This is a genomic window from Mycobacterium sp. UM_CSW (genome assembly GCF_000455205.1).
Lineage (GTDB): Bacteria > Actinomycetota > Actinomycetes > Mycobacteriales > Mycobacteriaceae > Mycobacterium.
In genome coordinates, this window is sequence record NZ_AUWQ01000035.1 from 1 (window position 1) to 22,509 (window position 22,509).

At 66.8% G+C, this 22,509-nt stretch carries 22 protein-coding genes and 1 tRNA gene; 7 read left to right on the forward strand and 16 right to left on the reverse strand.

Annotated features, from left to right (window positions below; genetic code table 11):
* The 3 genes from N415_RS13945 to N415_RS13955 form a co-directional block, all read left to right on the forward strand.
* The coding region (locus N415_RS13945; protein WP_152531381.1) for an HAD-IA family hydrolase at positions 1-373 on the forward strand (373 nt) is incomplete at its 5' end.
* Positions 366-869, forward strand: a complete 504-nt coding sequence (locus tag N415_RS13950) for a low molecular weight protein-tyrosine-phosphatase (RefSeq protein WP_068182516.1) — start codon at positions 366-368, stop codon at positions 867-869. The genes N415_RS13945 and N415_RS13950, both read left to right, overlap by 8 nt.
* The gene (locus N415_RS13955; protein ID WP_068182519.1) at positions 866-1,678 is read left to right on the forward strand and encodes an SURF1 family protein; all 813 of its coding nucleotides are present in this window, start codon (positions 866-868) and stop codon (positions 1,676-1,678) included. Before N415_RS13950 ends, N415_RS13955 begins: the two co-directional genes overlap by 4 nt.
* Positions 1,679-1,758: 80 nt before the next feature.
* Here the strand turns inward: N415_RS13955 and N415_RS13960 are convergent, their stop codons facing one another.
* Together N415_RS13960 and N415_RS31910 are read right to left on the reverse strand one after the other, a co-directional pair.
* Positions 1,759-2,691 (reverse strand): cobalamin biosynthesis protein, encoded by a 933-nt coding sequence (locus N415_RS13960; RefSeq protein WP_068182522.1) that lies wholly within the window; start codon positions 2,689-2,691, stop codon positions 1,759-1,761.
* A gap of 40 nt (positions 2,692-2,731) precedes the next feature.
* On the reverse strand, positions 2,732-2,872 hold the full coding sequence (locus N415_RS31910) for a hypothetical protein (RefSeq protein ID WP_156766715.1): 141 nt from the start codon (positions 2,870-2,872) through the stop codon (positions 2,732-2,734).
* Between the two features lie 76 nt (positions 2,873-2,948).
* Here N415_RS31910 and N415_RS13965 point away from each other — a divergent pair, with 76 nt between their 5' ends.
* The gene (locus tag N415_RS13965; RefSeq protein ID WP_068182533.1) at positions 2,949-3,764 is read left to right on the forward strand and encodes an oxygenase MpaB family protein; all 816 of its coding nucleotides are present in this window, start codon (positions 2,949-2,951) and stop codon (positions 3,762-3,764) included.
* An 83-nt stretch (positions 3,765-3,847) separates the two neighbouring features.
* Here the strand turns inward: N415_RS13965 and N415_RS13970 are convergent, their stop codons facing one another.
* The 14 genes from N415_RS13970 to N415_RS14035 all read right to left on the reverse strand — a co-directional run bounded on the left by N415_RS13970 (position 3,848) and on the right by N415_RS14035 (position 16,977).
* Positions 3,848-4,966 (reverse strand): epoxide hydrolase family protein, encoded by a 1,119-nt coding sequence (locus tag N415_RS13970; protein ID WP_068182750.1) that lies wholly within the window; start codon positions 4,964-4,966, stop codon positions 3,848-3,850.
* Between the two features lie 40 nt (positions 4,967-5,006).
* A complete protein-coding gene (locus tag N415_RS13975; RefSeq protein WP_068182537.1) occupies positions 5,007-5,900 on the reverse strand; it encodes a formylglycine-generating enzyme family protein in 894 nt (297 codons plus the stop codon).
* Complete coding sequence (locus N415_RS13980) at positions 5,893-6,822, reverse strand: HAD family hydrolase (RefSeq protein ID WP_068182541.1); 930 nt, start codon at positions 6,820-6,822, stop codon at positions 5,893-5,895. Before N415_RS13980 ends, N415_RS13975 begins: the two co-directional genes overlap by 8 nt.
* Positions 6,819-8,363: an arylsulfatase gene (locus N415_RS13985; RefSeq protein WP_068182752.1), complete on the reverse strand. Its 1,545-nt coding sequence runs from the start codon at positions 8,361-8,363 to the stop codon at positions 6,819-6,821. Before N415_RS13985 ends, N415_RS13980 begins: the two co-directional genes overlap by 4 nt.
* 141 nt (positions 8,364-8,504) lie before the next feature.
* Positions 8,505-9,068 carry a hypothetical protein gene (locus N415_RS13990; protein WP_152531382.1) on the reverse strand — a complete coding sequence of 188 codons (564 nt, stop codon included), beginning with the start codon at positions 9,066-9,068 and terminating at the stop codon, positions 8,505-8,507.
* Between the two features lie 58 nt (positions 9,069-9,126).
* Positions 9,127-10,029 (reverse strand): hypothetical protein, encoded by a 903-nt coding sequence (locus N415_RS31915; protein WP_068182546.1) that lies wholly within the window; start codon positions 10,027-10,029, stop codon positions 9,127-9,129.
* A 161-nt stretch (positions 10,030-10,190) separates the two neighbouring features.
* The gene (locus tag N415_RS14000; protein WP_081665244.1) at positions 10,191-10,520 is read right to left on the reverse strand and encodes a hypothetical protein; all 330 of its coding nucleotides are present in this window, start codon (positions 10,518-10,520) and stop codon (positions 10,191-10,193) included.
* A gap of 267 nt (positions 10,521-10,787) precedes the next feature.
* Positions 10,788-13,718, reverse strand: a complete 2,931-nt coding sequence (locus N415_RS14005) for an MMPL family transporter (protein WP_068182549.1) — start codon at positions 13,716-13,718, stop codon at positions 10,788-10,790.
* A complete protein-coding gene (locus N415_RS14010) occupies positions 13,715-14,326 on the reverse strand; it encodes an MmpS family transport accessory protein (RefSeq protein ID WP_239645546.1) in 612 nt (203 codons plus the stop codon). Before N415_RS14010 ends, N415_RS14005 begins: the two co-directional genes overlap by 4 nt.
* Before the next feature lie 2 nt (positions 14,327-14,328).
* On the reverse strand, positions 14,329-14,997 hold the full coding sequence (locus tag N415_RS14015) for a TetR family transcriptional regulator (protein ID WP_068182553.1): 669 nt from the start codon (positions 14,995-14,997) through the stop codon (positions 14,329-14,331).
* Positions 14,998-15,272: 275 nt separating this feature from the next.
* Positions 15,273-15,344, reverse strand: a tRNA-Val gene (locus N415_RS14020).
* Between the two features lie 65 nt (positions 15,345-15,409).
* The gene (locus N415_RS14025; protein WP_068182556.1) at positions 15,410-15,871 is read right to left on the reverse strand and encodes a peroxiredoxin; all 462 of its coding nucleotides are present in this window, start codon (positions 15,869-15,871) and stop codon (positions 15,410-15,412) included.
* Entirely contained in the window at positions 15,871-16,293 is a 423-nt protein-coding gene (locus tag N415_RS14030; protein WP_068108916.1) for a DUF3052 domain-containing protein, read from the reverse strand. Before N415_RS14030 ends, N415_RS14025 begins: the two co-directional genes overlap by 1 nt.
* Positions 16,294-16,386: 93 nt before the next feature.
* Positions 16,387-16,977, reverse strand: coding sequence for a hypothetical protein (locus N415_RS14035; protein WP_068108919.1), 591 nt, complete (start codon positions 16,975-16,977; stop codon positions 16,387-16,389).
* Between the two features lie 116 nt (positions 16,978-17,093).
* Here N415_RS14035 and aceE point away from each other — a divergent pair, with 116 nt between their 5' ends.
* From aceE to N415_RS14050, 3 genes are all read left to right on the forward strand, one after another.
* A complete protein-coding gene (gene aceE / locus N415_RS14040) occupies positions 17,094-19,883 on the forward strand; it encodes a pyruvate dehydrogenase (acetyl-transferring), homodimeric type (protein ID WP_068182559.1) in 2,790 nt (929 codons plus the stop codon).
* A 199-nt stretch (positions 19,884-20,082) separates the two neighbouring features.
* Complete coding sequence (locus N415_RS14045) at positions 20,083-21,408, forward strand: PucR family transcriptional regulator (protein WP_068182562.1); 1,326 nt, start codon at positions 20,083-20,085, stop codon at positions 21,406-21,408.
* A 140-nt stretch (positions 21,409-21,548) separates the two neighbouring features.
* Entirely contained in the window at positions 21,549-22,457 is a 909-nt protein-coding gene (locus tag N415_RS14050; protein WP_068182563.1) for an ACP S-malonyltransferase, read from the forward strand.
* The last annotated feature ends 52 nt before the right edge of the window (positions 22,458-22,509 follow it).

A 22,509-nucleotide genomic window follows, 5' to 3' on the forward strand; every position in this document is an offset into this window, starting at 1 on the left:
GGCCGACCTGCGCGCCGCCGGGGTCCGGCTGGCCGTGGCCACCTCCAAGCTGGAGCCGACGGCGCGGCGCATCCTCGCCCACTTTGGCCTGGACGGGTATTTCGAGGTGATCGCCGGCGCGGCTCCCGACGGCTCACGCAAGAGCAAGGAGGACGTGCTGGCCCACGCGCTCGAACAGCTGCAGCCGCTGCCCGAGCGGGTGCTGATGGTCGGCGATCGCAGCCACGACGTGCACGGCGCGGCCGCGCACGGCATCGACACGGTGGTGGTCGGCTGGGGCTATGGGCGGTCCGATTTCGAGGACGGGTTCAGCCTCACCGGCGTGACGCACGCGGCGACGGTCGAGGAGTTGCGGAGGGCCCTCGGTGTCTGAACCACTGCACGTCACCTTCGTCTGCACCGGCAACATCTGCCGCTCCCCGATGGCCGAGAAGATGTTCGCCGATCAGCTGCAGCGACGCGGCCTCGGCGACGCGGTCCGGGTGACCAGCGCGGGCACCGGCAACTGGCATGTCGGCAGCTGCGCCGACGACCGGGCCACCCGGGTGCTGCATGCCCATGGCTACCCCACCGCCCACTGCGCCGCGCAGCTCAACGACGATCACCTGGCGGCCGACCTGGTGGTGGCCTTGGGGCGCAATCACGTTCGGATGTTGCGTCAGCTGGGCGTCGAGGAAGACCGGATCCGCATGCTGCGGTCGTTCGACCCGCGCTCGGGCGCCCACGCCCCCGACGTCGAGGACCCCTACTACGGCGACCACGACGACTTCGAGGACGTCTTCGCCGTCATCGAGGCCGCCCTGCCCGGACTGCACGCGTGGGTCGACGAACGACTCTCCGAAAACGGGAGAGGCGCGATGCCCCGGTGAAAAGGGGCCTGGCGTTCCTGCTGCGCCCGGGCTGGATAGCCCTGGCGCTGGTGGTGATCGCCTTCACCTACCTGTGCTTCATGGTGCTCGCGCCCTGGCAACTGGGAAAGAACACCAGGACGTCGCGGGAGAACCACCAGATCGAGTCCTCCCTCAACACCCCGCCGGTGCCGCTGAAAACTCTGCTGCCCCAGCAGGATTCGTCGGCCCCGGGCGCACAGTGGCGGCGCGTGACGGCGACCGGGCACTACCTGCCCGACGTGCAGGTGCTGGCCCGGCTGCGGGTGGTCGAGGGCGACCCGGCGTTCGAGGTGCTGGCACCGTTCGTCGTCGACGACGGCCCGACCGTGTTGGTCGACCGCGGCTACGTGCGCCCCGAGCAGGGATCGCATGTCCCGCCGATCGCGCGCCCACCGGCGGAGACGGTGACGATCACGGCTCGGCTGCGGGACTCCGAACCCACCGTGGCGGGCAAGGATCCTTTCGTCACCGACGGTGTGCAGCAGGTGTATTCGATTAACACCGAACAGGTCTCGGCGTTGACGAAGGTGCCGCTGGCCGGGTCCTATCTGCAGTTGGTCGAGGACCAGCCCGGTGGACTGGGCGTGATCGGCGTGCCGCACCTCGATGCCGGGCCGTTTCTGTCCTATGGCATCCAGTGGATTTCGTTCGGCATCCTCGCGCCCATCGGGTTGGGCTACTTCGTCTACTCCGAGCTGCGGGTCCGGCGACGGGAGAAGGGGCAGACGACCGCCACCCCGGTGACCGTGGAGGACAAGCTCGCCGACCGCTACGGCCGCCGGCGGTAGGGCGCTTTCAGTGTGCGTTAAGGGTTTTCAGTGTGTGCCCACGGCGGGAAAACTTCGTTTTTCCCGCCCTACCCGCACATTCATCGCCAGCGATGCACACGTAATGCCCCGACGAGCCCGATCGATAAGGCCGCGACCGCCTGCACCGCCCGCGACAGCGCCACCGCGCGGCGCAGGTCAGCCACGTCGGGTGGCCGCCCGTCGCCGAGCGTCGGGCGGATCTGCAGCTCGTGGCGATACTGCGTCGGCCCGCCGAGCCGAACGCCGAGCGCGCCGGCGAAGGCCGCCTCGACCACCCCGGCGTTGGGGCTGGGATGCCGCGCCGCGTCACGGCGCCAGGCCCGCAGCGCCGCCAACGGCGATCCGGAGACCAGCGGTGCGCACAGCACCACCAGCGCCGCGGTCACGCGGGCGGGGAGGTAGTTGGCCGCGTCGTCCAATCGTGCTGCGGCCCAACCGAATCGGGCATAGCGCGGCGAGCGGTGACCGATCATCGAATCCAGCGTGTTGATGCCGCGGTACGCCAGCACCCCGGGCGCCCCGCCGGCCGTCGCCCACAGCAGCGGCGCCACTTCGGCGTCCGAGGTGTTCTCCGCGACCGACTCCAGCGCCGCGCGCGTCAGGCCGGCGGCGTCCAGCCGGGCCGGGTCGCGCCCGCACAGTGACGGCAGCAGTCGTCGGGCGGCTTCGACGTCGCCGCTCTCCAACAGTTGCGACATGTCCAGGCCGGTGCGCGCCAACGACGTCCCGCCCAGGCAAACCCACGTCGCCGCGATCGTGGCCACCAACCCACCCCGACGGGAGGCCCGCGCGCCCAGCAGCGTCACCGCGCCGACCAGCACGCCCACGTGCAGCGCACCGGCCCCCTTGGCGTCGCGGTAGGTGGCGCGCTCCAACGCCGCGGCCGCCTTGCCGAACAGGGCGACCGGATGGCCGCGTGTGGGGTCGCTCAGTGCGAGGTCGGCCAGGTAGCCGGCCAGCACGCCGGCGGCTCGGGACCGAGTCGCACGCACCCCGGCAGCGTCTCACACCGGCCGCGACCGGGGTCGGCAACTAGATGGCCAAAATGGCCGCCACGATCACCACGAGGATCAGCAGGCCCACCACCCACCACAGCAATGCGTCGGGGTCGGCCGTCGGTGACAGGCTGGGCGCGCGCGGTAGCGGCCGGATCGGGCCAGGTTGGGTACTCATCGCTCTGGTCTGCCCACTTTTCGGCGGATATAACGGTTTGCCGTGGTGTACTCGACTCCATGAGGGGTAATCCGCGATGAAGCGGCCCGCAACCCGGATCGCGGATTTGCTGAACCCGGCGGCGATGTTGCTGCCCGCCGCGAACGTGATCATGCAGCTCTCCCTGCCCGGCGTCGGTTACGGCGTGCTGGAAAGCCCGGTGGACAGCGGCAACGTCTACAAGCATCCGTTCAAGCGGGCCCGCACCACCGGCACCTACCTGGCCGTCGCGGCCATCGGGACCGAATCGGACCGGGCTTTGATCCGCGATGCGGTGGACACCGCGCACCGGCAGGTTCGCTCGACATCGTCAAGCCCGGTGTCCTACAACGCTTTTGACCCCAAGCTGCAGCTGTGGGTGGCCGCCTGCCTGTACCGCTATTTCGTCGACCAGCACGAGTTCCTGCACGGCCCGCTGGACGACGCCAGTGCCGAAGCCGTCTATCGCGACGCGAAACGGCTCGGGACCACGCTGCAGGTGCCCGAGCGCATGTGGCCGCCGGACCTCGCCGCGTTCGACGAGTATTGGAAGCGCTCCCTCGACGAGCTGCGCATCGACCCTCCGGTGCGCGAACACCTGCGCGGCGTGGCCTCGATGGCGTTCCTTCCGCTGCCGCTGCGGGCGCTGGGCGGGCCGTTCAACCTGTTCGCGACGACGGGATTCTTGGCCCCGGAATTTCGGGCGATGATGAAGCTGGACTGGTCGCGGGCCCAGCAGCGCCGGTTCGAATATCTGCTGGCCGCCCTGCGCCTGGCAGACCGGCTCATCCCGCACCGCGCGTGGATCTTCGGCTATCAGGTTTACCTGTGGGACATGCGTTTTCGGGCTCGGAGGGGCTGGCGGATCGTCTGACGCGGACGCCATTCACCGAGCGTGAATCCAGCGACGCCCACACGGCGTGTCGCGCCGTGGGATTCACACTCGGCGAAGGTATTTCAGCGCACCGTCGCGAAGAACGCGCGGACATCCTCGACGAACAACTCCGGTTGCTCGAACGCGGCGAAGTGCCCGCCGCGCGGCATGTCGGTCCAGTGCGTGATGTTGTACACCGGCTCGCACCAGCGTCGCGGCGCCTTCAGCAGCTCGCCCGGGAAAGCGCTGACGCCGGTGGGCAATTCGACCCGGTCCATCTGACCAAAGACCCGGAAGCTTTCCCAATACAGCCGGGCCGACGACGCGCCGGTGCCGGTCACCCAGTACATCATCACGTTGTCCAGCAGCTCGTCGCGGCCGAACACGTTCTCGGGGTGCCCGTCGCAATCGGCCCACGCCCAGAACTTCTCGACGATCCACGCCAGCTGCCCCACCGGCGAATCGACCAGCCCGTAGCCCAGCGTTTGCGGCCGGGTCGACTGCTGCTTGGAATAGCCGGTGCCCCACTTGCGGTGCTCGGCCATCGACGCCAGCGCGCGCTGCTCCTCCGGGGTCGGGTCGGCCAGCGCCTCCTTGGTGGGCCGCCCGATCGGCATGTTCAGGTGAATTGCCGCGCAGTGCCCGCCGTTTCGGCCGATCTGCGTGGTGACCGCGGCACCCCAGTCGCCGCCCTGGGCGCCGTAGCGGCCGTAGCCGAGGCGCAGCATGAGCGTCTCCCACGCGTCGGCGATCCGTTCGACGCCCCAACCCGTCCGGGTGGGCTTGCCCGAGAAGCCGTATCCCGGAAGCGACGGGCACACCACGTGAAACGCGTCCTCGGCGCGCCCCGACGCCGGATTGGTCAGCGGCTCGATCACCTTGTGGAACTCCACGATCGAGCCCGGCCAGCCGTGGGTGATCACCAACGGGAAGGCGTCGTCGTGCGGCGAGCGCTGGTGGATTAAATGAATGTCCAGCCCGTCGATTTCGGTGACGAACTGATCGAAGCGGTTGAGCGCCGCCTCACGGGACCGCCAGTCGTATGTGGTGGCCCAATAGTCGGCCAATTCGCGGGTGTACGCCAGCGGGATGCCCTGGCTCCAGTCGTCGACGCATTCGGCCTCCGGCCACCGGGTGCGCGCCAGCCGCGAGCGCAGATCGTCAAGATCACGGTCGGGCACGTCGATGCGAAATGGCCTCAAGGATTGCTCGTTCACGCCCTGAGGTTGCCATACTGCCGGATCACCCGACAACGGCGCGGGGCCGCACGACGCACCGGAAGCCGATGTGGCTCATGCCGGTATCGATCGGTTGTGGTCGGCGCGCGGCGGGCCGGTAGCGCTGGCAGTAGCTGTCGGCGCACAGGAACGAGCCGCCCTTGATCACCTTGCGCGGCACCCGGAACTGCGGCTGGGCCGGGTCATAGCTGTCCCCCTCGGAAGGCTCGCCGGCGCGGGTGCCGGCATACCAGTCGGTGGTCCACTCCCATACGTTGCCGGCCATGTCGAACAGGCCGTAACCGTTGGGCGGGAAGCTGCCCACCGGTGTGGTGCGCCCGTAGCCGGCGTCGGGGCGCCACGGGAAGTCGCCGTGCCAGTAGTTGGCCAGGCGCTGTCCCGACGCCTCCGGCTCGTCACCCCACGTGTACGTCGCGTGGTCCAGGCCGCCGCGCGCGGCGGTTTCCCATTCCGCCTCGGTCGGCAGGGAGCGCCCCGCCCAGGCCGCGTAGGCCCGGGCGTCTTCGTATGCGACGTGGACGACGGGATGGTCGGCTCGCTTCGCGATCGACGAGTGCGGCCCCACGGGGTGCCGCCACGACGCCCCGGGCGTCCAAGTCCACCATTGGCTCAGATGGCGGAGGTCGACCGGGCCGCTGGTCCGGGTGAACACCATCGATCCGGGCTGCAGGTTCTCTTTCGGGGCGCCGGGGTAGTCCGCGGGATCGAGGGCCCGCTCGGCGATGGTGACATACCCTGTCGCGGCGACGAATTCGGCGAAATCCGTGTTCGTGACCTGGCGGGCCTGCATCCAGAAGCCCGCCACACCGACCGGCCGCGCGGGGGCTTCCTCCGGGTAGTGTTCGTCGGAACCCAGAATCGCGGTCTGCTCGGGAATCCAGATCAGATCGTCAGTCAAACACGGCCTTCCAATCGTCGCGCATACTGACGACCGTCCAGGCGTTTCGCTCGGCCAGCTCGAGCGCCCGCTCCGCTCCCCCGGTGTACGCGAACTCGCGCTCGGCGTCGTCGTGGCGGATCAGCAGCCGCAGCGACGGCGTCGCCGGTGTGCCCGTGAATTCCAGCATCTCGATGTCGCCGTTGGAGTTCCCGGCCGCAAGGATCGGCCGTCGCCCGATCCGGCTCCACAACCGCACGGGCTTCACCGGTCCCTCGTCGAGGAACTCCGGTTGCTCGGTGGTGAACAGGTGGCCGTCGCGATAGGTCAGGCCGACCGAGCTGCCCACCACCCGCTCGGGCGGAATGTTGTAGAGCATGCCGGTGACCGGCCGCATGAAGTCCCGCGCGCCGCCCGAGACGATGAAGGCGGTGAATCCGTGGGCCTCCAGGTAGCGCAGCAGCTCCACCATGGGCCGGTAGGCACATGACGTGTACGGCCGCCCCAGCGTCGGGTGCGTGGCGTCGCGAAAGAACGCCTCGACCCGGGCACGGTGTTCCTCGATGGTGATCGCGGCATGGGCGGAAAGTATCGCGGCCACAAGCGGTTTGAGCTCGGAGTCGTCGCCCAGGTTGTGCTTGGCCATCGCACCGGCCAGCCACTTCAGGTCGCCGTGGTAGGCGCCCTTGTAGGGCTCACGCTCGCGAAGGCTCGGGTCCGCCGTTGCCTGCTCGGCGAATCGGCGCACCAGGAAGTCGAGCTGGATGTACATCGGCTTCTCGCACCACAGCGTGCCGTCGTTGTCGAACACCGCCACGCGGGCGTCCCGCTCGACGAAATCGCTTGAGTCCTCACGTGTTATGCGGTGAACGAAGTCGACGATCGCCGATTTCGCCGGCCCGTCGTTCCAGGTGTCGAGCGTGTGAAGCGTCCCCGACCTCACTTACCGCGGGAGGCGAGGAACTCGTTGAGCTGTTCCACCGCGTGGTCGATGGTGAACGAGGCCGGCTTGGCCCGCGGCGGGAACTCCTTGAACGTCTCGAGGAAACGGTTCACCAGCGCGGCACCGAAAAACGCCAGGTACACGCGGTCGATAACCCACTCCCAGTAGCTGTTCGACGTGATGTCGGCCTGTTCGAACGGGTCGGTGCGCAGGTTGAACATCTTCGGCGCCCGCAACGGCGTGAACGGCTCGAACCAGATCCGCAGCGTGCCCGCGCAGCGCTGCTCCATGAACACCAGCTTCCAGTTGTCGTACCGGATGCCCAGCACGTCGCAGTCGTCGGAGAAGTAGATCATGCCCTTGCGGGGGCTTTCGGCGACCTCGCCGGTCAGATACGGCAGCAGGTTGTACCCGTCGATGTGGGCCTTGAACCGCTTGTCCCCGACCTGATGGCCCTTCTTGAGCTTGTCCACGATATCCGGGTCACCCGCGGCGGCCAGGAAGGTCGGCAACCAGTCGTGGTGCTGGACGATCTCGTTGGATACCACGCCCGCCGGGATCTTCCCGGGCCAGCGAATCATTTCGGGCACCCGGAACGCGCCCTCCCAGTTGGTGTTCTTCTCGCTGCGAAACGGCGTGGTGGCCCCGTCGGGCCAGCTGTTGGAGTGCGGACCATTGTCGGTGCTGTAGATGACGATGGTGTCGTCGGCGATGCCGAGCTCGTCGATGGCATCCAGCAGCTCACCCACGTTGCGGTCGTGGTCGATCATCGTGTCGTGATACGGCGACTGCCAGCGCCCCGCCTGCCCGAGCGAGTCAGGTTTGGTGTGCGTCCGGAAATGCATGTGGGTGGTGTTCATCCACACGAAAAATGGGGTGCTCGCACCGTGCTGACGCTTGATGAAGTCGATGCACGCCGCGGTGAACTCGTCGTCGACGGTTTCCATCCGCTTCTTGGTCAGCGGCCCGGTGTCCTCGATGCGCTGCTTACCCACCGGCCCGTAACGCTCGTCGGCCTCATCGCTGTCCTGGTCGGTGGCCCAGGAGTGGATCACCCCGCGCGGGAGCAGCGCCTTGCGCAGCAGCGGCGCCTCCTGCTCGGTGGGGTAATCGGGGTGCTCGGGTTCCTCCTCGGCGTTCAGGTGATAGAGGTTGCCGAAGAATTCGTCGAAGCCGTGCGCCGTCGGCAGGTGTTTGTTGAGGTCGCCGAGGTGGTTCTTGCCGAACTGGCCCGTCGCGTACCCGAGCGGTTTCAGTAGCTCGGCGATCGTCGGGTCGTCGGCCGACAGCCCGACGTCCACACCGGGCATGCCGACCTTGGAAAGCCCGGTGCGGTAGACGCTTTGGCCGGTGATGAACGACGCGCGGCCGGCGGTGCAACTCTGCTCGCCGTATGAATCGGTGAACAGCATGCCCTCGGCGGCGATCCGGTCGATGTTTGGGGTTCGATAGCCCATCAGCCCCTGGCTGTAACAGCTGAGGTTGGTGATCCCGATGTCATCGCCCCAGATGACGAGGATGTTCGGCTTTCCACCCGGCATCATTGCCTCCTTCGCCTTCCGGCGCTGCGTTCAAATCCTAGGAGGCCAAGCGGTTTCAATCGATATCTGAACACCGATTCACAGGTAAACCCTAAGGGCGCCCGCGAAAAGCGGAAGACAAGCGGCGCGTCACCGATGGCGTCACGGTTGGCGGCTGGGCGCCGTGGGTTTGGGCCCGGCGGACGGCGCCTGTGGCGTGGTGGTGGGTGCGAGGATCGGGCCGTTGTTGGGGCCAGGGCGAGGCCCCGTCGGTTGGGGTGTCGCGCATCCAAGCGGCACGTTGCCGCCCCAGTTCGTGATCGGTCCGGGATGCGCCTCGTCAACGGTTGTACCGCGGGCAAAGCCGTCGGCATCGATGAGGCCGGTGTAGTGACCGCGTGGTCCGCTGCCCCATTGGATGGTGAAGTCGATGCGGGTGCCGTTGATGCCGCCGCTGACGGTGCCGGTCATTGCGGTTTTGCCCGTTGAGTCCAACGCACTCGCGCTGCCGCCGGCGTTTGGGCCGGTCGATCTGAATTGCACCGTGAAGCCGTTGGCTTGATGCAGTGAGTAATCGCCGATGAACTGAAACCGGTCACACGCCGGGTCGAGTGGCACCGGCGGCCAGGCTCGTGCCAGCGCTGGGGACGCCAGGAGGACCACCGAGCCGACGGCCGTTGCGGCACAGAGCAATCCAGGCTTCCTCCCGATGCTGACATCCGACATCGCAGCTCCTTGCTTAGGCCGGTGCGAACCGGTACGGGCGGGTCCGGCGCTCACCTGATCAGAAGGTCACGTTCGTTTCGGAGTGGCCGATCTCCTGGGACTGCTTGCCGCTGGCGTCGTGGCAGGAAACCACGACGTGGTAGCTGGTTAGGGTGTTGATACCCGTGAAGGTCTCGTTCGTACTTCCGTGCGGATTAACCGTGAAGTCACGGTGAGTATTGAAGGGGGTCGAGTCATAGGTGCACTTGGCGGTCAGGTCCGACGAGTTCGAAATCGTCGCCGTGATGCTGCCCAACTTCGGCGGACCGAACGACAATTGGATCGCGTTGGTCACCGGCGCCGGCGCCGGTGGGGGTGCCGGCGGGGACACCGGCGCCTGTTGCTGCGCCTGTTGCTGTGGCGGCGGTTGTTGAGCGGGAGCAGGCGGTTGACCCAGCACGATGGCGACCCCGGAGAGGTCAACAGAGTCGTAGCGTTGCATGCCCACCCCGAAGTCCTTGAACGCGCAGTCGTGGATGGTGGGATTCGCTTGGCCCACCGCTTCCGAGGTCGCTTTGGCGGTGGGATCATCCTGCACTTTGAATCCGACGACGCGGCCGACATAGCCGTGCGGGTTCGAACTGGGATTTTCACCAAATCCGACATATCTTTGTGCCGCGGCTTCGAGCTGGCCGGAATACGTCAGCGGCTGGCAGGTGGATTGGGCGCGGGCGCCGTTGACGGCGCCGCGGATGTTGTCGAGTGGGTCGGCGTGCGCGGTCGGCATCGCCATTGTCGCCGAGGCGAATCCGAGAATGCAGGCCGCGAACACATTGCCAGCAGACCTTGCTTTCTGACCGACGTTGTTCGATGCGGTCGACGATAGCTTGGTCATGCGATCTCTCCCCATGGTTGACGGCTTCCACGCAGTGGCGCTCTGCTCGATCGCGTACGTCACGTCCGCAGCCGCGCCGAACCGCATGTGGCCTTCTCGTCGCCCAAAGCCCCAGCTTTGTGGCGGATTCGATGCTATGGCGTTGCCGCGATGGAGGAATCAGGGATTTCCCTAATCTTTTGGCCTCAGCGCCTCCGCTACCAGGGCCGACATGGGCACCGGCGGCGGGTGGCGACGAGCGTGCCCGCTTAATCGTTCCCCGACAAGGTGCTGTCGTCGCGGTGCCAGGTGCCGCGAACACGGTCTTCGACGGCGGGGTTGAGCTGTTGCGGCGCCATTCCCGCGTGTCGGCAGACCTGCTCAACGGTGTCCGCGGAGTCGGCCTCGAAAATCCCAAACATCCATTCGCCGGCGGGAACCGCCATCGTCATCACGCGTCGCACCGATGCGCCGCCGGCCGACACCGACTGCGAAGATTCGTCGAGCCTGGCGGCGATGCGATCGATCTCGTCTTGGTCGAGCTCACCGCGGTACCACTCCGCGAGGAAGTACCGCATGCCGTGCGCGCGACCGCTCATCGCTGAGACGCTACGTGTCGATAACCGCGGCTACATCAGGGATTTCCCCTATTTCCCGCGGATATTCGAGGGCCGGGTCGCCGCACAGTGCCTTGAATTCGAGTAACCGGCTACTCAGGTCACCGGTCGACCACACCTGTCAGAGCAAAGGAGACGAATCGCGGAAACGCTGGTCGAGCTGCCAGCTTAGTCCCATGACCACTCAACCCAAGTCGGGCAACGATTGAACTCGTTGTCCCGCAATGGGTCTCGACGACCCACCGATTCCTAACGCGGTTGTATCACTCCGCCCGCCGGGCGCTCATCGACGCCACTGAGAATCAGCTCGCGCACGGCGGGACGCGGTCCGTACGGTCGCAGCATGGTGCTGGCCGGCCGCGGACGCACGTGCTGTGGCCACCAGAACCAGCGCCCGAGCAAGGTGGCCAGCGACGGCGTCATGAACGACCGCACGATCAAGGTGTCGAACAACAGACCCAGCGCGATCGTCGTACCTACCTGGGCCATCACCAACAGCGGGCTGAACGCGAACGTGGCCATGGTGGCGGCAAACACCAGACCGGCGGAAGTCACCACCGAGCCCGAACCGGCCATCGCGCGGATCGTCCCCGTTTTGAGCCCGGCGTGGATTTCCTCCTTGAACCGCGATATCAACAGCAGGTTGTAGTCCGAGCCGACCGCGAGCAGCAGGATGATCGCCATCGCCAGCACCATCCAGTGCAACTTCATGCCCAGGATGTACTGCCATAGCAGCACGGAGAGTCCGAATGAGGCGCCCAATGACAGCAACACCGTCCCGACGATGACAACGGCCGCCACGACGCTTCGGGTGATCACCAGCATGATGATGAAAATCAGTGTGGCCGCGGCAATTCCGGCGATCAGCAGGTCGATGTCAGAGCCGTCGTGCATGTCCTTGTACGTCGCGGCGGTACCGCCGAGATACACCTTGGAGCCCTCCCAGGGCGTGCCCTTGATCGCCTCGTGCACGGCCTGCTTGATCGGTTCGATATGGCTGATGCCTTCGGGACTCGCCGGGTCGCCTTCATGGGAGATGATCAACCGCACGGCGTGCCCATCCGGCGAGATGAAGTTCTTCAGACCCCGCGCGAAATCCGGGCTCTTGAACGCCTCCGGCGGAAGGTAGAAGGTGTCGTCGTTCTTGGCCTTGTCGAAGGCATCGCCTTGGGCGGTGGCGTTGTCGGACTGCGCTTTGGCCTGTTCGTTGAGGCCCATCTGGGTCGCGTAGTTCGACATGATGGTGTCGAGGTTGTGCTGCTGGCTTTCGATCTGCGGCGGTATCAGCGCCACCAGCTTCGGCTGGATCCGATCCAGCTTGTCCAGGTTCGCGCTGAGGTTCACGATGTTCTGCGCCACCTGGTCGATGCCATCGAGCGCGTTGAAGATCGACCGGATCGCCCAGCAGGCCGGAATGTCGTAGCAGTGCCGCTCCCAGTAGAAGTAGCTGCGAATTGGCCGGAAGAAGTCGTCGAAGTTGGCGATGTCGTCGCGCAATGATTCGGTTATCTGCACGGTTTCCTTGGTGAGCCTGGTGGTTTCGTGCGTGGTGTTGCTCAGGTCTTGCGTGACCTGCATCTGCTCATGCAGCGTTGCCATTGTCTTGCGCAGCTCGTCCGCCTGCTTGAGCAGGTTTGCCGCCTGCTCGTCTTGATAGTGCTGGGTCTGGATCCGCCCTGCGGCTTGCGCACCCATCTGAAAACCGAGGGTGCTGTGGTCGAGCGGCGTGCCCAATGGTCGGGTGATGGTCTGCACCCGTCCGATACCGGGGATGTGGAAGACCGCCTTGGCCACCTTGTCCAGGACTAGGAAATCGGCCGGGTTGCGCAGGTCGTGATCGGTCTGGATCATCAACAGCTCGGGATTGAGCCGAGCCTGGTCGAAGTGCCGGTCCGCGGCGGCATAACCGACATTGGCCGGGGTGTCCGCCGGCAGGAAGTGGCGGTTGTCGTAGTCCGTCTTGTAACCGGGCAGGGCGAGCAGACCAACCAATGCGATCCCGATGGTCACCGCGAGAACCGGCGCGGGCCAGCGGACGACCGCGGTGCCGATGCGACGCCAGCCCTGGGTCGCCAGCTTGCGCTTCGGATCCATGAGCTTGAAGAACGAAGCCACGGTCAGCACTGCGGGGCCCAGCGTCAACGCCGCGAGCACCGCTACCAACATGCCGATGGCGCACGGTGCACCCAATGACTGGAAATACGGCAATCGGCAGAAGCTCAGGCAGTACATCGCGCCGGCGATGGTCAGGCCCGACCCGAGCACGACATGCGCGGTGCTATGGAACATGGTGTAGAAGGCTTCTTCGCGAGTCTCGCCCAGACCGCGGGCCTCGTGGTAGCGGCCGACCACGAAAATCGCGTAGTCCGTTCCCGCAGCGATCGCCATCAACACCAACAAATTGTTGGCGAAGGTGGAGAGTCCGATGATCTCGTTGTTGGCCAGGAAGGCAACGACGCCTCGAGCGGCAGCCAACTCGATGAACACCATCGCCAGCATGATCAGCATGGTGGTGAACGATCGGTAGACGAACAGCAGCATCACCACGATCACCACAAAAGTGACGAGAGTGACGAGCGCGACGCCCTTCTCGCCGGCGTGGGACTGGTCAGCGAACAGCGGACCGGCGCCGGTGACGTATGCCTTGATTCCCGGCGGCGCTGGCACCGAGTCCACGATCTTGCGGACGGCCAGGGCAGATTCGTTCGCCTGCCCGCTGCCCATGTTGCCGGCGAGGTAGACCTGGACGTACGCGGCCTTCTGGTCGTGGCTCTGGGAACCCGCTGCCGTCAGTGGATCACTCCAGAAATCCTGGACGTGCTGAACGTGTTTCTTGTCCTGCTCGACGCGCCTGACGATTTCGTCGTAGTAGCGGTGTGCATCGGCCCCGAGTGGCTTGTCGCCCTCCAGCAAGATCATGGCCGAGTTGTCGGAGTTGAACTCCTTGAACGTCGACCCGACCTTCATCATCGACTGAAAGGACGCCGCGTCAGTAGGACTCATCGACACCGAGTGGTTTTTGGCGACGGCCTCCAGCTGCGGGGCCGCGGTGTTGGTGATGAACACGATGGCCAACCACACCAGGACGATCGGCAGGGCGAGCCGGTGAATCATCCGCGGCAGGAACGGCGGGATGAGCGGCTGGTCGACGCGCGGCGGTGCCTGGGCTGGCTCGCTCATGCGGACTTGTCCAGGCAGTAGACGAAGGGGTTCACGGTTTCGTTGGGATCTGATCGGTTCGGAGTCTTGATGACGTCACCGCTCCCGTCGTGCTTGTTCACCACGAACTGGCAAGCGATCCAACTGCCGTCTCCTTGCGCCACCAGGTTTGCCGGGATGCCGGGCTTGGTTGAACTCAATACTTTGCTCCAGGGCAAGGGCACGTTGAGCGCCTGCTGTGGATGGGAATTTTCGTCGAGGTAGTTGATGGTTGCGGTGCTTCCCGGTGAGCCCCAGACCTGGAGCGTGATCGTCTTGGCGTTGAACTCGTCGAGGACCTCGCCCGAGGTGCCACCACCGAACGAACCCTTGTGAACGCCAAAGACACCGTGCAATCGGAATACGACGAAGCCCGACACCGCGACGACGGCTGCGATGGTGAGCACCAACCAGAAACGCCCCAGCAGTCCCCTTTTCTTGGCGCGCCGCGGTGCGACATCGTCGCCCTCCCGGCCGGCGGAGCCGGCGGCGGGTCGCGCGGTCGGCTCAGGCCCCGAGCGCTCTAGGAGTTCGGGACCGTCTTCACCGGTTGCAGTTCGCCAAGCCACAGGGTTGCGGCCTCCTTTCAAGTTCATGAGGATCCCGAGATCAGGCCGATGCAGGTGGCCGTCAGCAGGCGGGTGAGGGCGGTTGCGAAGTCCAGATTCCACTCGGGCGGAACCACTTCGGGCTCCTCGGCGTAGACGTTCGTCAGGTGCTCCGGGGGGTTCGCGACTTGCCAGAGCGTCGCCGCCAGCGAGTAGGCGGCCAGCAGGATGTCGAGTGAGCCCGATCGTCCGAGTTCAGGCAGCGCGGATGCGATCGAATCGGCCAGCGAGAGTGTGGCCGCGGTGCTGATCCGCCTGACCTCGATGACCCGCTCGGCGTTCACCTCGTGTTCCAGGTGCAGGTGCAGATTGGCAAGCAGGTCGCAGAACAACGGGTCCTCGGCCAGGGCTTGGGCCAATGTCTCGGCGATGCGCGAGGGCGACTTAGCTCCGGGCTCGGTCAGCTTCTCCGACACGGTAGTCGACCATCGCACCCAGCCCTCGGCGGACAGATGCAGCAGGACTTCCTTGTATGAGGTGAAGTAGCGGCGGACCGCCGAATAGTGAATTCCGGCGCGGCTGGCGAGCGCGGTCAGGGTGACCGACGCGACGCCCGTTTCCATTGCCAGCGAGCGTGCGGCTTCCACGAGGGCCTCCGCACGTTGGCGCTTCTCTTCCTCGGTGCGAGCGCGTTGGAATGTCAGTTGCGCCACCGACCGAGCCTAACGCACATTGTGTGATTTGCATAACGCACAACGTTTGCGTAGGCCGACACTCACGTAGGAGAGCACTGCCTTCTCCGCTTGGTCCGCCCGCCGCATGAGTAGATGCACCGGCCAAGTGAGAACGTACGCAACCGCTGATCGCTTCAGCCGTCAGCGCCCGCGCGTCAATCGTTGTTCAAATAGGTTTGCACTCAACATGATTCGCGATTGTGCTCAGGGCCCGCCACACGGGAGCTCGCCGTTCGAACGTGTCTAAACAGCCGTGGGCGCGGACGGTATCGAACCGCCGACCGCTGGTGTGTAAAACCAGAGCTCTACCACTGAGCTACGCGCCCTGGACCCCGAGGGGTAACCCGGGTCCGCCGCAGGTTACACGCCTGAAGGCCGTGAACCCAAACATTCAGGCGCGCAACGCCGCCAACGCTTGAGTCCACAGCCGCTGGTCGCGCGACTCCCCGGGCTGTTTCATCTCGGCGAATCGGATTATCCCGGACCGGTCGACCACGAACGTCCCGCGATTGGGGTAGCCGGCGTCGGCGTTGAACACGTCGTAGGCCTGGCTGACCTCGCCGTGCGGCCAGAAATCCGACAGCACGGGAAACGTGAACCCGCTCTCGAGCGCCCAGATCTTGTGCGTGGGCGGCGGACCCACCGAGATCGCCAACGCCACGCTGTCGTCGTTTTCGAACTCGGGCAGGTGATCGCGCAGCAGATCGAGCTCACCCTGGCAGATCCCCGTGAATGCCAGCGGGAAAAAGATCAGCAGGACGTTTTTGTCGCCGCGGAAGGAGCTCAGGGTGACGGGCTGCTGGTTTTGGTCGCGCAATGTGAAGTCGGGGGCGGTAGTGCCGACGGGCAGCATCAACGCTTCCCGGTCCGCGACTTCGGCTGCACCAGCTGGCTGGCGCTCCAATCGCCCAGGTTGACCGACGAGGTCGGCATCAGGCCGGCGGTGGGGGCCGCCTCCGCGATCTCGGCGGGCAGCACGTGGCCGGGCTTGCCGGTCTTGGGCGTCAGCACCCAGATCACCCCGTCCTCGGCCAGCGGGCTGATCGCGTCCATCAGCGTGTCCACCAGGTCACCGTCCCCGTCGCGCCACCACAGCAGCACGACGTCAATTACCTCGTCGCTGTCCTCGTCGAGCAACTCGCTGCCGCAGGCCTCCTCGACCGCGGCCCGGATGTCGTCGTCGGTGTCCTCGTCCCAGCCCCACTCCTGAACAACCTGGTCCCGTTGGATGCCGAGTTTGCGAGCGTAGCTCGGGGCGTCATCCGCCGCGACCACCGTGGAGCCTCCTTAAGCCGTTCGCGCGCCGTGTGATGGGAATTATCGTCGCATAGCCGCGACGCGGTCCATACCCGTCCCTCACCAGGGGCCTCAGTAGGACGCCAGGCAGAGTTTCAGCGCCTTCGTCTTGGTGTCGTTGAGCTGGTCAACGCGCCTGTTGAACTCCGCGATGGACGCGTGCGTGCCGATGGCGTTGGCCACCCCGCGGGCCGCGTCGACATAGGCGTTGAACGCGTCCTTCAGCTGCTGCGACAGGGCGTCACTGAAGCTGTTGGAGACCGTGGTGGCGCTGTCGTTGAGCGCGCCGATCGCCGGGCCCTCGTTGGGGCCGGTGTTGCGGCCCGCGTTAAACGCCGCGACGTAGTCGTTCACCCGGTCGATCGCGTCCTTGGCCGACGTGGCCAGCGTGTCGCACGAGGTGCGCACCGCCCTGGTCGTCAGCGACTGCTGGCGCTGCGACTCCTTCACGCGCGACGTGGCCGACGAGGCCGACACCGACGCGGACACCGACTGCCGGTAGGCCGGGGCGACATTCGTGTCGGGCGTGGCGGTCCCCTTGGTGACGCTGGTACAGCCCACGATCCCGATGGTCACCGCCGCGACACAGCCAAGCGCCAGCGCGCCTCGCTTGGGGATCTCCCCCAGGTGCATGCGAGGGACGGCACGCCATCCGATGAGCACGAGTGGAGACGTTACCGGGTCCGGATCCTCACCGCGGCTACCCGGCCGAAACGTCGGTGCGGCACGATAGGGAGGTACAACGCACGACGTTGCCCCGCCGACTACAGGAGCGGAAGTTGACCACCGAGTTCGCGCGCCACGATCTGGCGAAAACCCCAAGTAGCGCAAGCGAACCCGACCGCGTTCGGGTGATCCGCGAGGGTGTGGCGTCCTACCTGCCCGACATCGACCCCGACGAGACGGCGGAATGGCTCGAGTCCTTCGACGAACTGCTGGAGCGCTCGGGGCCGGCGCGGGCGCGCTACCTGATGCTGCGGCTGCTGGAACGTTCCCGTGAGAAGCGCGTGGCGATTCCGTCGCTGACGTCGACCGACTACGTCAACACCATCCCGACCGAGCTGGAGCCGTGGTTCCCCGGCGACGAGGACGTCGAACGCCGCTACCGGGCGTGGATCCGGTGGAACGCCGCGATCATGGTGCACCGCGCCCAGCGCCCGGGAATCGGCGTGGGCGGCCACATTTCGACCTACGCCTCCTCGGCGGCGCTGTACGAGGTCGGCTTCAACCACTTCTTCCGCGGCAAGTCGCATCCCGGCGGCGGGGACCAGGTCTTCATCCAGGGCCACGCCTCCCCCGGCATCTACGCCCGCGCCTTCCTGGAGGGCCGGCTCAGCGAGGACCAACTCGACGGCTTCCGCCAGGAGCACAGCCACGCCGGCGGCGGGCTGCCCTCCTACCCGCACCCGCGGCTGATGCCCGACTTCTGGGAGTTCCCCACCGTGTCGATGGGCCTGGGCCCGCTCAACGCCATCTATCAGGCGCGGTTCAACCACTACCTGCACGACCGCGGCATCCGGGACACCTCCGACCAGCACGTGTGGTGCTTCCTCGGCGACGGCGAGATGGACGAGCCGGAGAGCCGCGGCCTGGCGCACGTCGGGGCGCTCGAGGGCCTGGACAACCTGACCTTCGTGATCAACTGCAACCTGCAGCGCCTCGACGGCCCGGTGCGCGGCAACGGCAAGATCATCCAGGAGCTGGAGTCGTTCTTCCGCGGCGCGGGCTGGAACGTCATCAAGGTGGTGTGGGGCCGCGAGTGGGACGCCCTGCTGCACGCCGACAAGGACGGCGCCCTGGTCAATCTGATGAACACGACGCCCGACGGCGACTACCAGACCTACAAGGCCAATGACGGGGCCTACGTGCGCGACCACTTCTTCGGTCGCGACCCGCGCACCAAGGCGCTGGTGGAGCAGATGACCGATTCGGAGATCTGGAACCTCAAGCGCGGCGGGCACGACTACCGCAAGGTGTACGCCGCCTACCGCGCCGCCGTCGACCACCAGGGTCAGCCGACGGTGATCCTGGCCAAGACCATCAAGGGCTACTCGCTGGGCGCGCACTTCCAGGGCCGCAACGCCACCCATCAGATGAAAAAGCTTGCGCTGCAAGACCTGAAGGACTTCCGCGACGCCATCCGGATCCCCATCAGCGACGCTCAGCTCGAAGAGGATCCCTACCTGCCGCCCTACTACCACCCCGGCCCCGACGCCGCGGAGATCCGCTACCTGCTCGACCGGCGCCGCGCGCTGGGCGGCTTCCTGCCCGAACGCCGGACCAAGGCCAAGGCGCTTTCGCTGCCGGGCCGCGACACCTATGCCGCGCTGAAGAAGGGGTCGGGCCACCAGGAGGTCGCCACCACCATGGCGACGGTGCGAACGTTCAAGGAAGTGTTGCGGCACAAGGAAGTTGGGCCGCGCATCGTGCCGATCATTCCCGACGAGGCGCGTACGTTCGGGATGGACTCGTGGTTCCCGTCGCTGAAGATCTACAACCGCCTCGGCCAGCTGTACACGGCCGTCGACGCGGAGCTGATGCTGGCCTACAAGGAAAGCGAAGTCGGCCAGATCCTGCACGAGGGCATCAACGAAGCGGGCTCGGTGGGCTCGTTCATCGCGGCCGGAACGTCGTATGCGACACACAACGAGCCGATGATCCCGATCTACATCTTCTATTCCATGTTCGGGTTCCAGCGCACCGGCGACGGGCTCTGGGCCGCGGCCGACCAGATGGCGCGCGGCTTCCTGCTCGGCGCGACCGCGGGGCGCACCACGCTGACCGGTGAGGGCCTGCAGCACGCCGACGGCCACTCGTTGCTGCTGGCCGCCACGAATCCGGCGGTGGTGTCCTATGACCCGGCGTTTGCCTTCGAGATCGCCTACATCGTGGAGAGCGGGCTGGCCCGCATGTTCGGCGACAACCCGGAGAACGTGTTTTTCTACATCACCGTCTACAACGAGCCGTACGTGCAGCCCCCCGAGCCGGACAACTTCGATCCCGAGGGCGTGCTGCGCGGCATCTACCGCTACCGCGCCGCCACCGAACAACGGGCCAACAAGGCGCAGATCCTGGCCTCCGGCGTCGCCATGCCCGCGGCGCTGCAGGCGGCCGAAATGCTGGCCGCCGAATGGGACGTCGCCGCCGACGTCTGGTCGGTGACCAGCTGGGGCGAGCTGAACCGCGACGGCGTCAACGTCGAGCGGGCCCGGCTGCGCCACCCGGACCAGCCGGCCGGCACCCCCTACGTGACCCGCGCCCTGGCCGACGCCAGCGGCCCCGTCATCGCGGTGTCGGACTGGATGCGCGCCGTTCCCGAGCAGATCCGCCAGTGGGTGCCGGGCACCTTCGTCACGCTGGGCACCGACGGGTTCGGCTTCTCCGACACCCGGCCCGCCGCGCGGCGCTTCTTCAACACCGACGCCGAGTCGCAGGTCGTCGCGGTGCTCGAGGCGCTGGCCCGCGACGGCGAGATCGACCCGTCCGTGCCTGTCGCCGCCGCCCGCCAGTACCGGATCGACGACGTCATGGCCGCGCCCGAGCAGACGTCGGACCCGGGCGTCGCCTGAGCCTCTAACCCCGAACGTCACGCCAGCGTGGCACTGGGCACCGAACGTCACGCTGGCGTGACGCTCGGCCGTCGCCGCCCGCAAGGCACGCCGGCGCCCCGCCAACCGGGCGCTGGGCCGCGAATGCCCGGCCAGCCGGGCCCCGACGCACCGAGCCCCCTTTGGCGAATACTTCCAAAAAATGGCGTAGGTTTTAGGGGTGAATGACAACCCCTTCGCCGGCCCGTTCGCCAAGCACCCGCGGTCACCGCTCGAGCTGCTGGACACGGTCCCGGAGTCTTTGCTGCGCCGGCTGAAGCAGTACTCCGGCCGGCTGGCCACCGAGGCGGTGTCGGTCATGGGCGATCGGTTGCCGTTCTTCGCCGACCTGGAGGCTTCCCAGCGGGCCAGCGTGGCCCTGGTGGTGCAGACGGCCATCAACAACTTCGTCGAGTGGATGCAGGACCCGCACAGCGACGTCAGCTACACCGCGCAGGCCTTCGAATTGGTGCCCCAGGACCTCGCCCGCCGCATCGCGCTGCGCGACAGCGTGGACCTGGCCCGCGTCACCATGGAGTTCTTCGAGGAGGTCGTGCCCCTGGTGGCCCGCTCCGAGGAGCAGCTGACCGCCCTGACCGTGGGCATCCTGAAGTACAGCCGCGACCTGGCGTTCACCGCCGCCTCGTCTTACGCGAACGCGGCCGAGGCCCGCGGCACCTGGGACAGCCGGATGGAGGCCAGCGTCGTCGACGCGGTCGTCCGCGGCGACACCGGCCCGGAGCTGCTGTCCCGCGCCGCCGCGCTGAACTGGGACACCACCGCCCCGGCGACGGTCGTCGTCGGGATCCCGGCCCCGGATCGCGACAGCTCGAACGGCGACGGCGGCACCCGGCGCGCCAGCCAGAACGTCCGCGACATCGCCGCGCATCACGGCCGGGCGGCGCTCACCGACGTGCACGGCACCTGGCTGGTGGCGATCGTGTCCGGCCAACTATCGCTAACCGACAAATTCCTGGGCGACCTGCTGAACGCGCTGTCGGACGGCCCGGTGGTGATCGGGCCGACGGCGCCCATGCTGACCGCGGCCTACCACAGCGCCAGCGAGGCGATCTCCGGGATGAACGCCGTCGCCGGCTGGCGGGGGGCTCCGCGGCCGGTGCTCGCCCGCGAACTGCTGCCCGAACGCGCCCTGATGGGCGACGCGTCGGCGATCGTGGCGCTGCACACCGACGTGATGGGGCCGCTCGCCGCGGCCGGGCCGACGCTGATCGAGACGCTCGACGCGTACTTAGATTGTGGCGGCGCGATTGAGGCTTGTGCCAGAAAGTTGTTCGTTCATCCAAACACCGTGCGATACCGGCTCAAGCGCATCACCGACTTCACCGGGCGTGATCCCACCCAGCCACGCGACGCATACGTGCTGCGTGTGGCGTCGACGGTCGGCCAGTTGAACTACCCCGCGCAGCCGTCCAGCATCGACAACAACGTCTTGGCACCGGTCCCGCTGCCGGTCAGGACTGGTGTAGCGGGTACCGGCGAGCGATAGTGATTCAGGCAACAGATCGCAGGCCGGTATCAAAACCGTAGCTTACGGGGCGATTTTGTAGGGTGCTCACAAAAACCTAAGACGAGGTTCATAATCTGTTACACCCGCCAAAACCGTTTCCACAGTGTTCTCTTAAACACGTGATTGCATTGCTTGCGCCCGGACAGGGTTCGCAGACGGAGGGGATGCTGTCGCCGTGGTTGGAGCTGCCAGGCGCCGCAGACCAGCTGGCCCTGTGGTCCAAGGCCAGCGGCCTGGACCTGGTTCGGCTCGGGACCACCGCATCGACCGAGGAGATCACCGACACCGCGGTCGCCCAGCCCCTGATCGTCGCGGCCACGCTGCTCGCTCATCAGGAGCTGACTAGGCGTGAGCTGCTCGCCGGTGAAGAATTCATCGTCGCCGGCCACTCCGTCGGGGAAATCGCGGCCTACGCCATCGCTGGCGTGCTGGCCGCCGATGACGCCGTCGCGCTGGCCGCCACCCGCGGCGCCGAAATGGCCAAGGCCTGCGCCATCGAGCCCACCGGCATGTCCGCGGTGCTCGGCGGTGACGAGGCCGAGGTGCTGAGCCGCCTCGAGGAACTCGACCTGTTCCCCGCTAACCGCAACGCGCCCGGCCAGATCGTCGCCGCGGGCCCGCGGGGCGCGCTGGAGAAGCTCGCCGAAGACCCGCCGGCCAAGGCCCGCGTCCGCGCCCTCGGTGTTGCCGGGGCGTTCCACACCAAGTACATGGCTCCGGCCCTGGACGGTTACGCCGCCGCGGCGGCCGCCGTCACGACCGCCGAGCCCACCGCCACGCTGCTATCCAATCGGGACGGAAAGCCCGTCGCCTCGGCGGCGGCAGCGATGGACACGCTCGTCGCCCAACTGACCCAGCCGGTGCGCTGGGACCTGTGCAACGAGACGATGCGTGCGCACGAGATCGCGGCGATCGTGGAGTTTCCCCCGGCGGGGACGCTCACCGGCATCGCCAAGCGCGAACTTCGGGGGGTTACGGCCCGTGCCGTGAAGTCACCCGCAGATCTGGACGAGTTGGCAAGCCTCTAGACCGCCGGCTTTTCGCCAGGAAATAAAAACTGCAAACGCCAATCCGATTTGC

Bases quoted from the DNA above. Each gene is read 5' to 3' on its own strand.
- N415_RS31910 (WP_156766715.1), bottom strand. From the start codon at position 2,872: ATGAGTACCCAACCTGGCCCGATCCGGCCGCTACCGCGCGCGCCCAGC.
- N415_RS13965 (WP_068182533.1), top strand. From the start codon at position 2,949: ATGAAGCGGCCCGCAACCCGGATCGCGGATTTGCTGAACCCGGCGGCG.
- N415_RS13985 (WP_068182752.1), bottom strand. From the start codon at position 8,363: ATGCCGGGTGGAAAGCCGAACATCCTCGTCATCTGGGGCGATGACATC.
- N415_RS13990 (WP_152531382.1), bottom strand. From the start codon at position 9,068: ATGTCGGATGTCAGCATCGGGAGGAAGCCTGGATTGCTCTGTGCCGCA.
- N415_RS31915 (WP_068182546.1), bottom strand. From the start codon at position 10,029: ATGCGGTTCGGCGCGGCTGCGGACGTGACGTACGCGATCGAGCAGAGC.
- N415_RS14000 (WP_081665244.1), bottom strand. From the start codon at position 10,520: ATGAGCGGTCGCGCGCACGGCATGCGGTACTTCCTCGCGGAGTGGTAC.
- N415_RS14005 (WP_068182549.1), bottom strand. From the start codon at position 13,718: ATGAGCGAGCCAGCCCAGGCACCGCCGCGCGTCGACCAGCCGCTCATC.
- N415_RS14025 (WP_068182556.1), bottom strand. From the start codon at position 15,871: ATGCTGCCCGTCGGCACTACCGCCCCCGACTTCACATTGCGCGACCAA.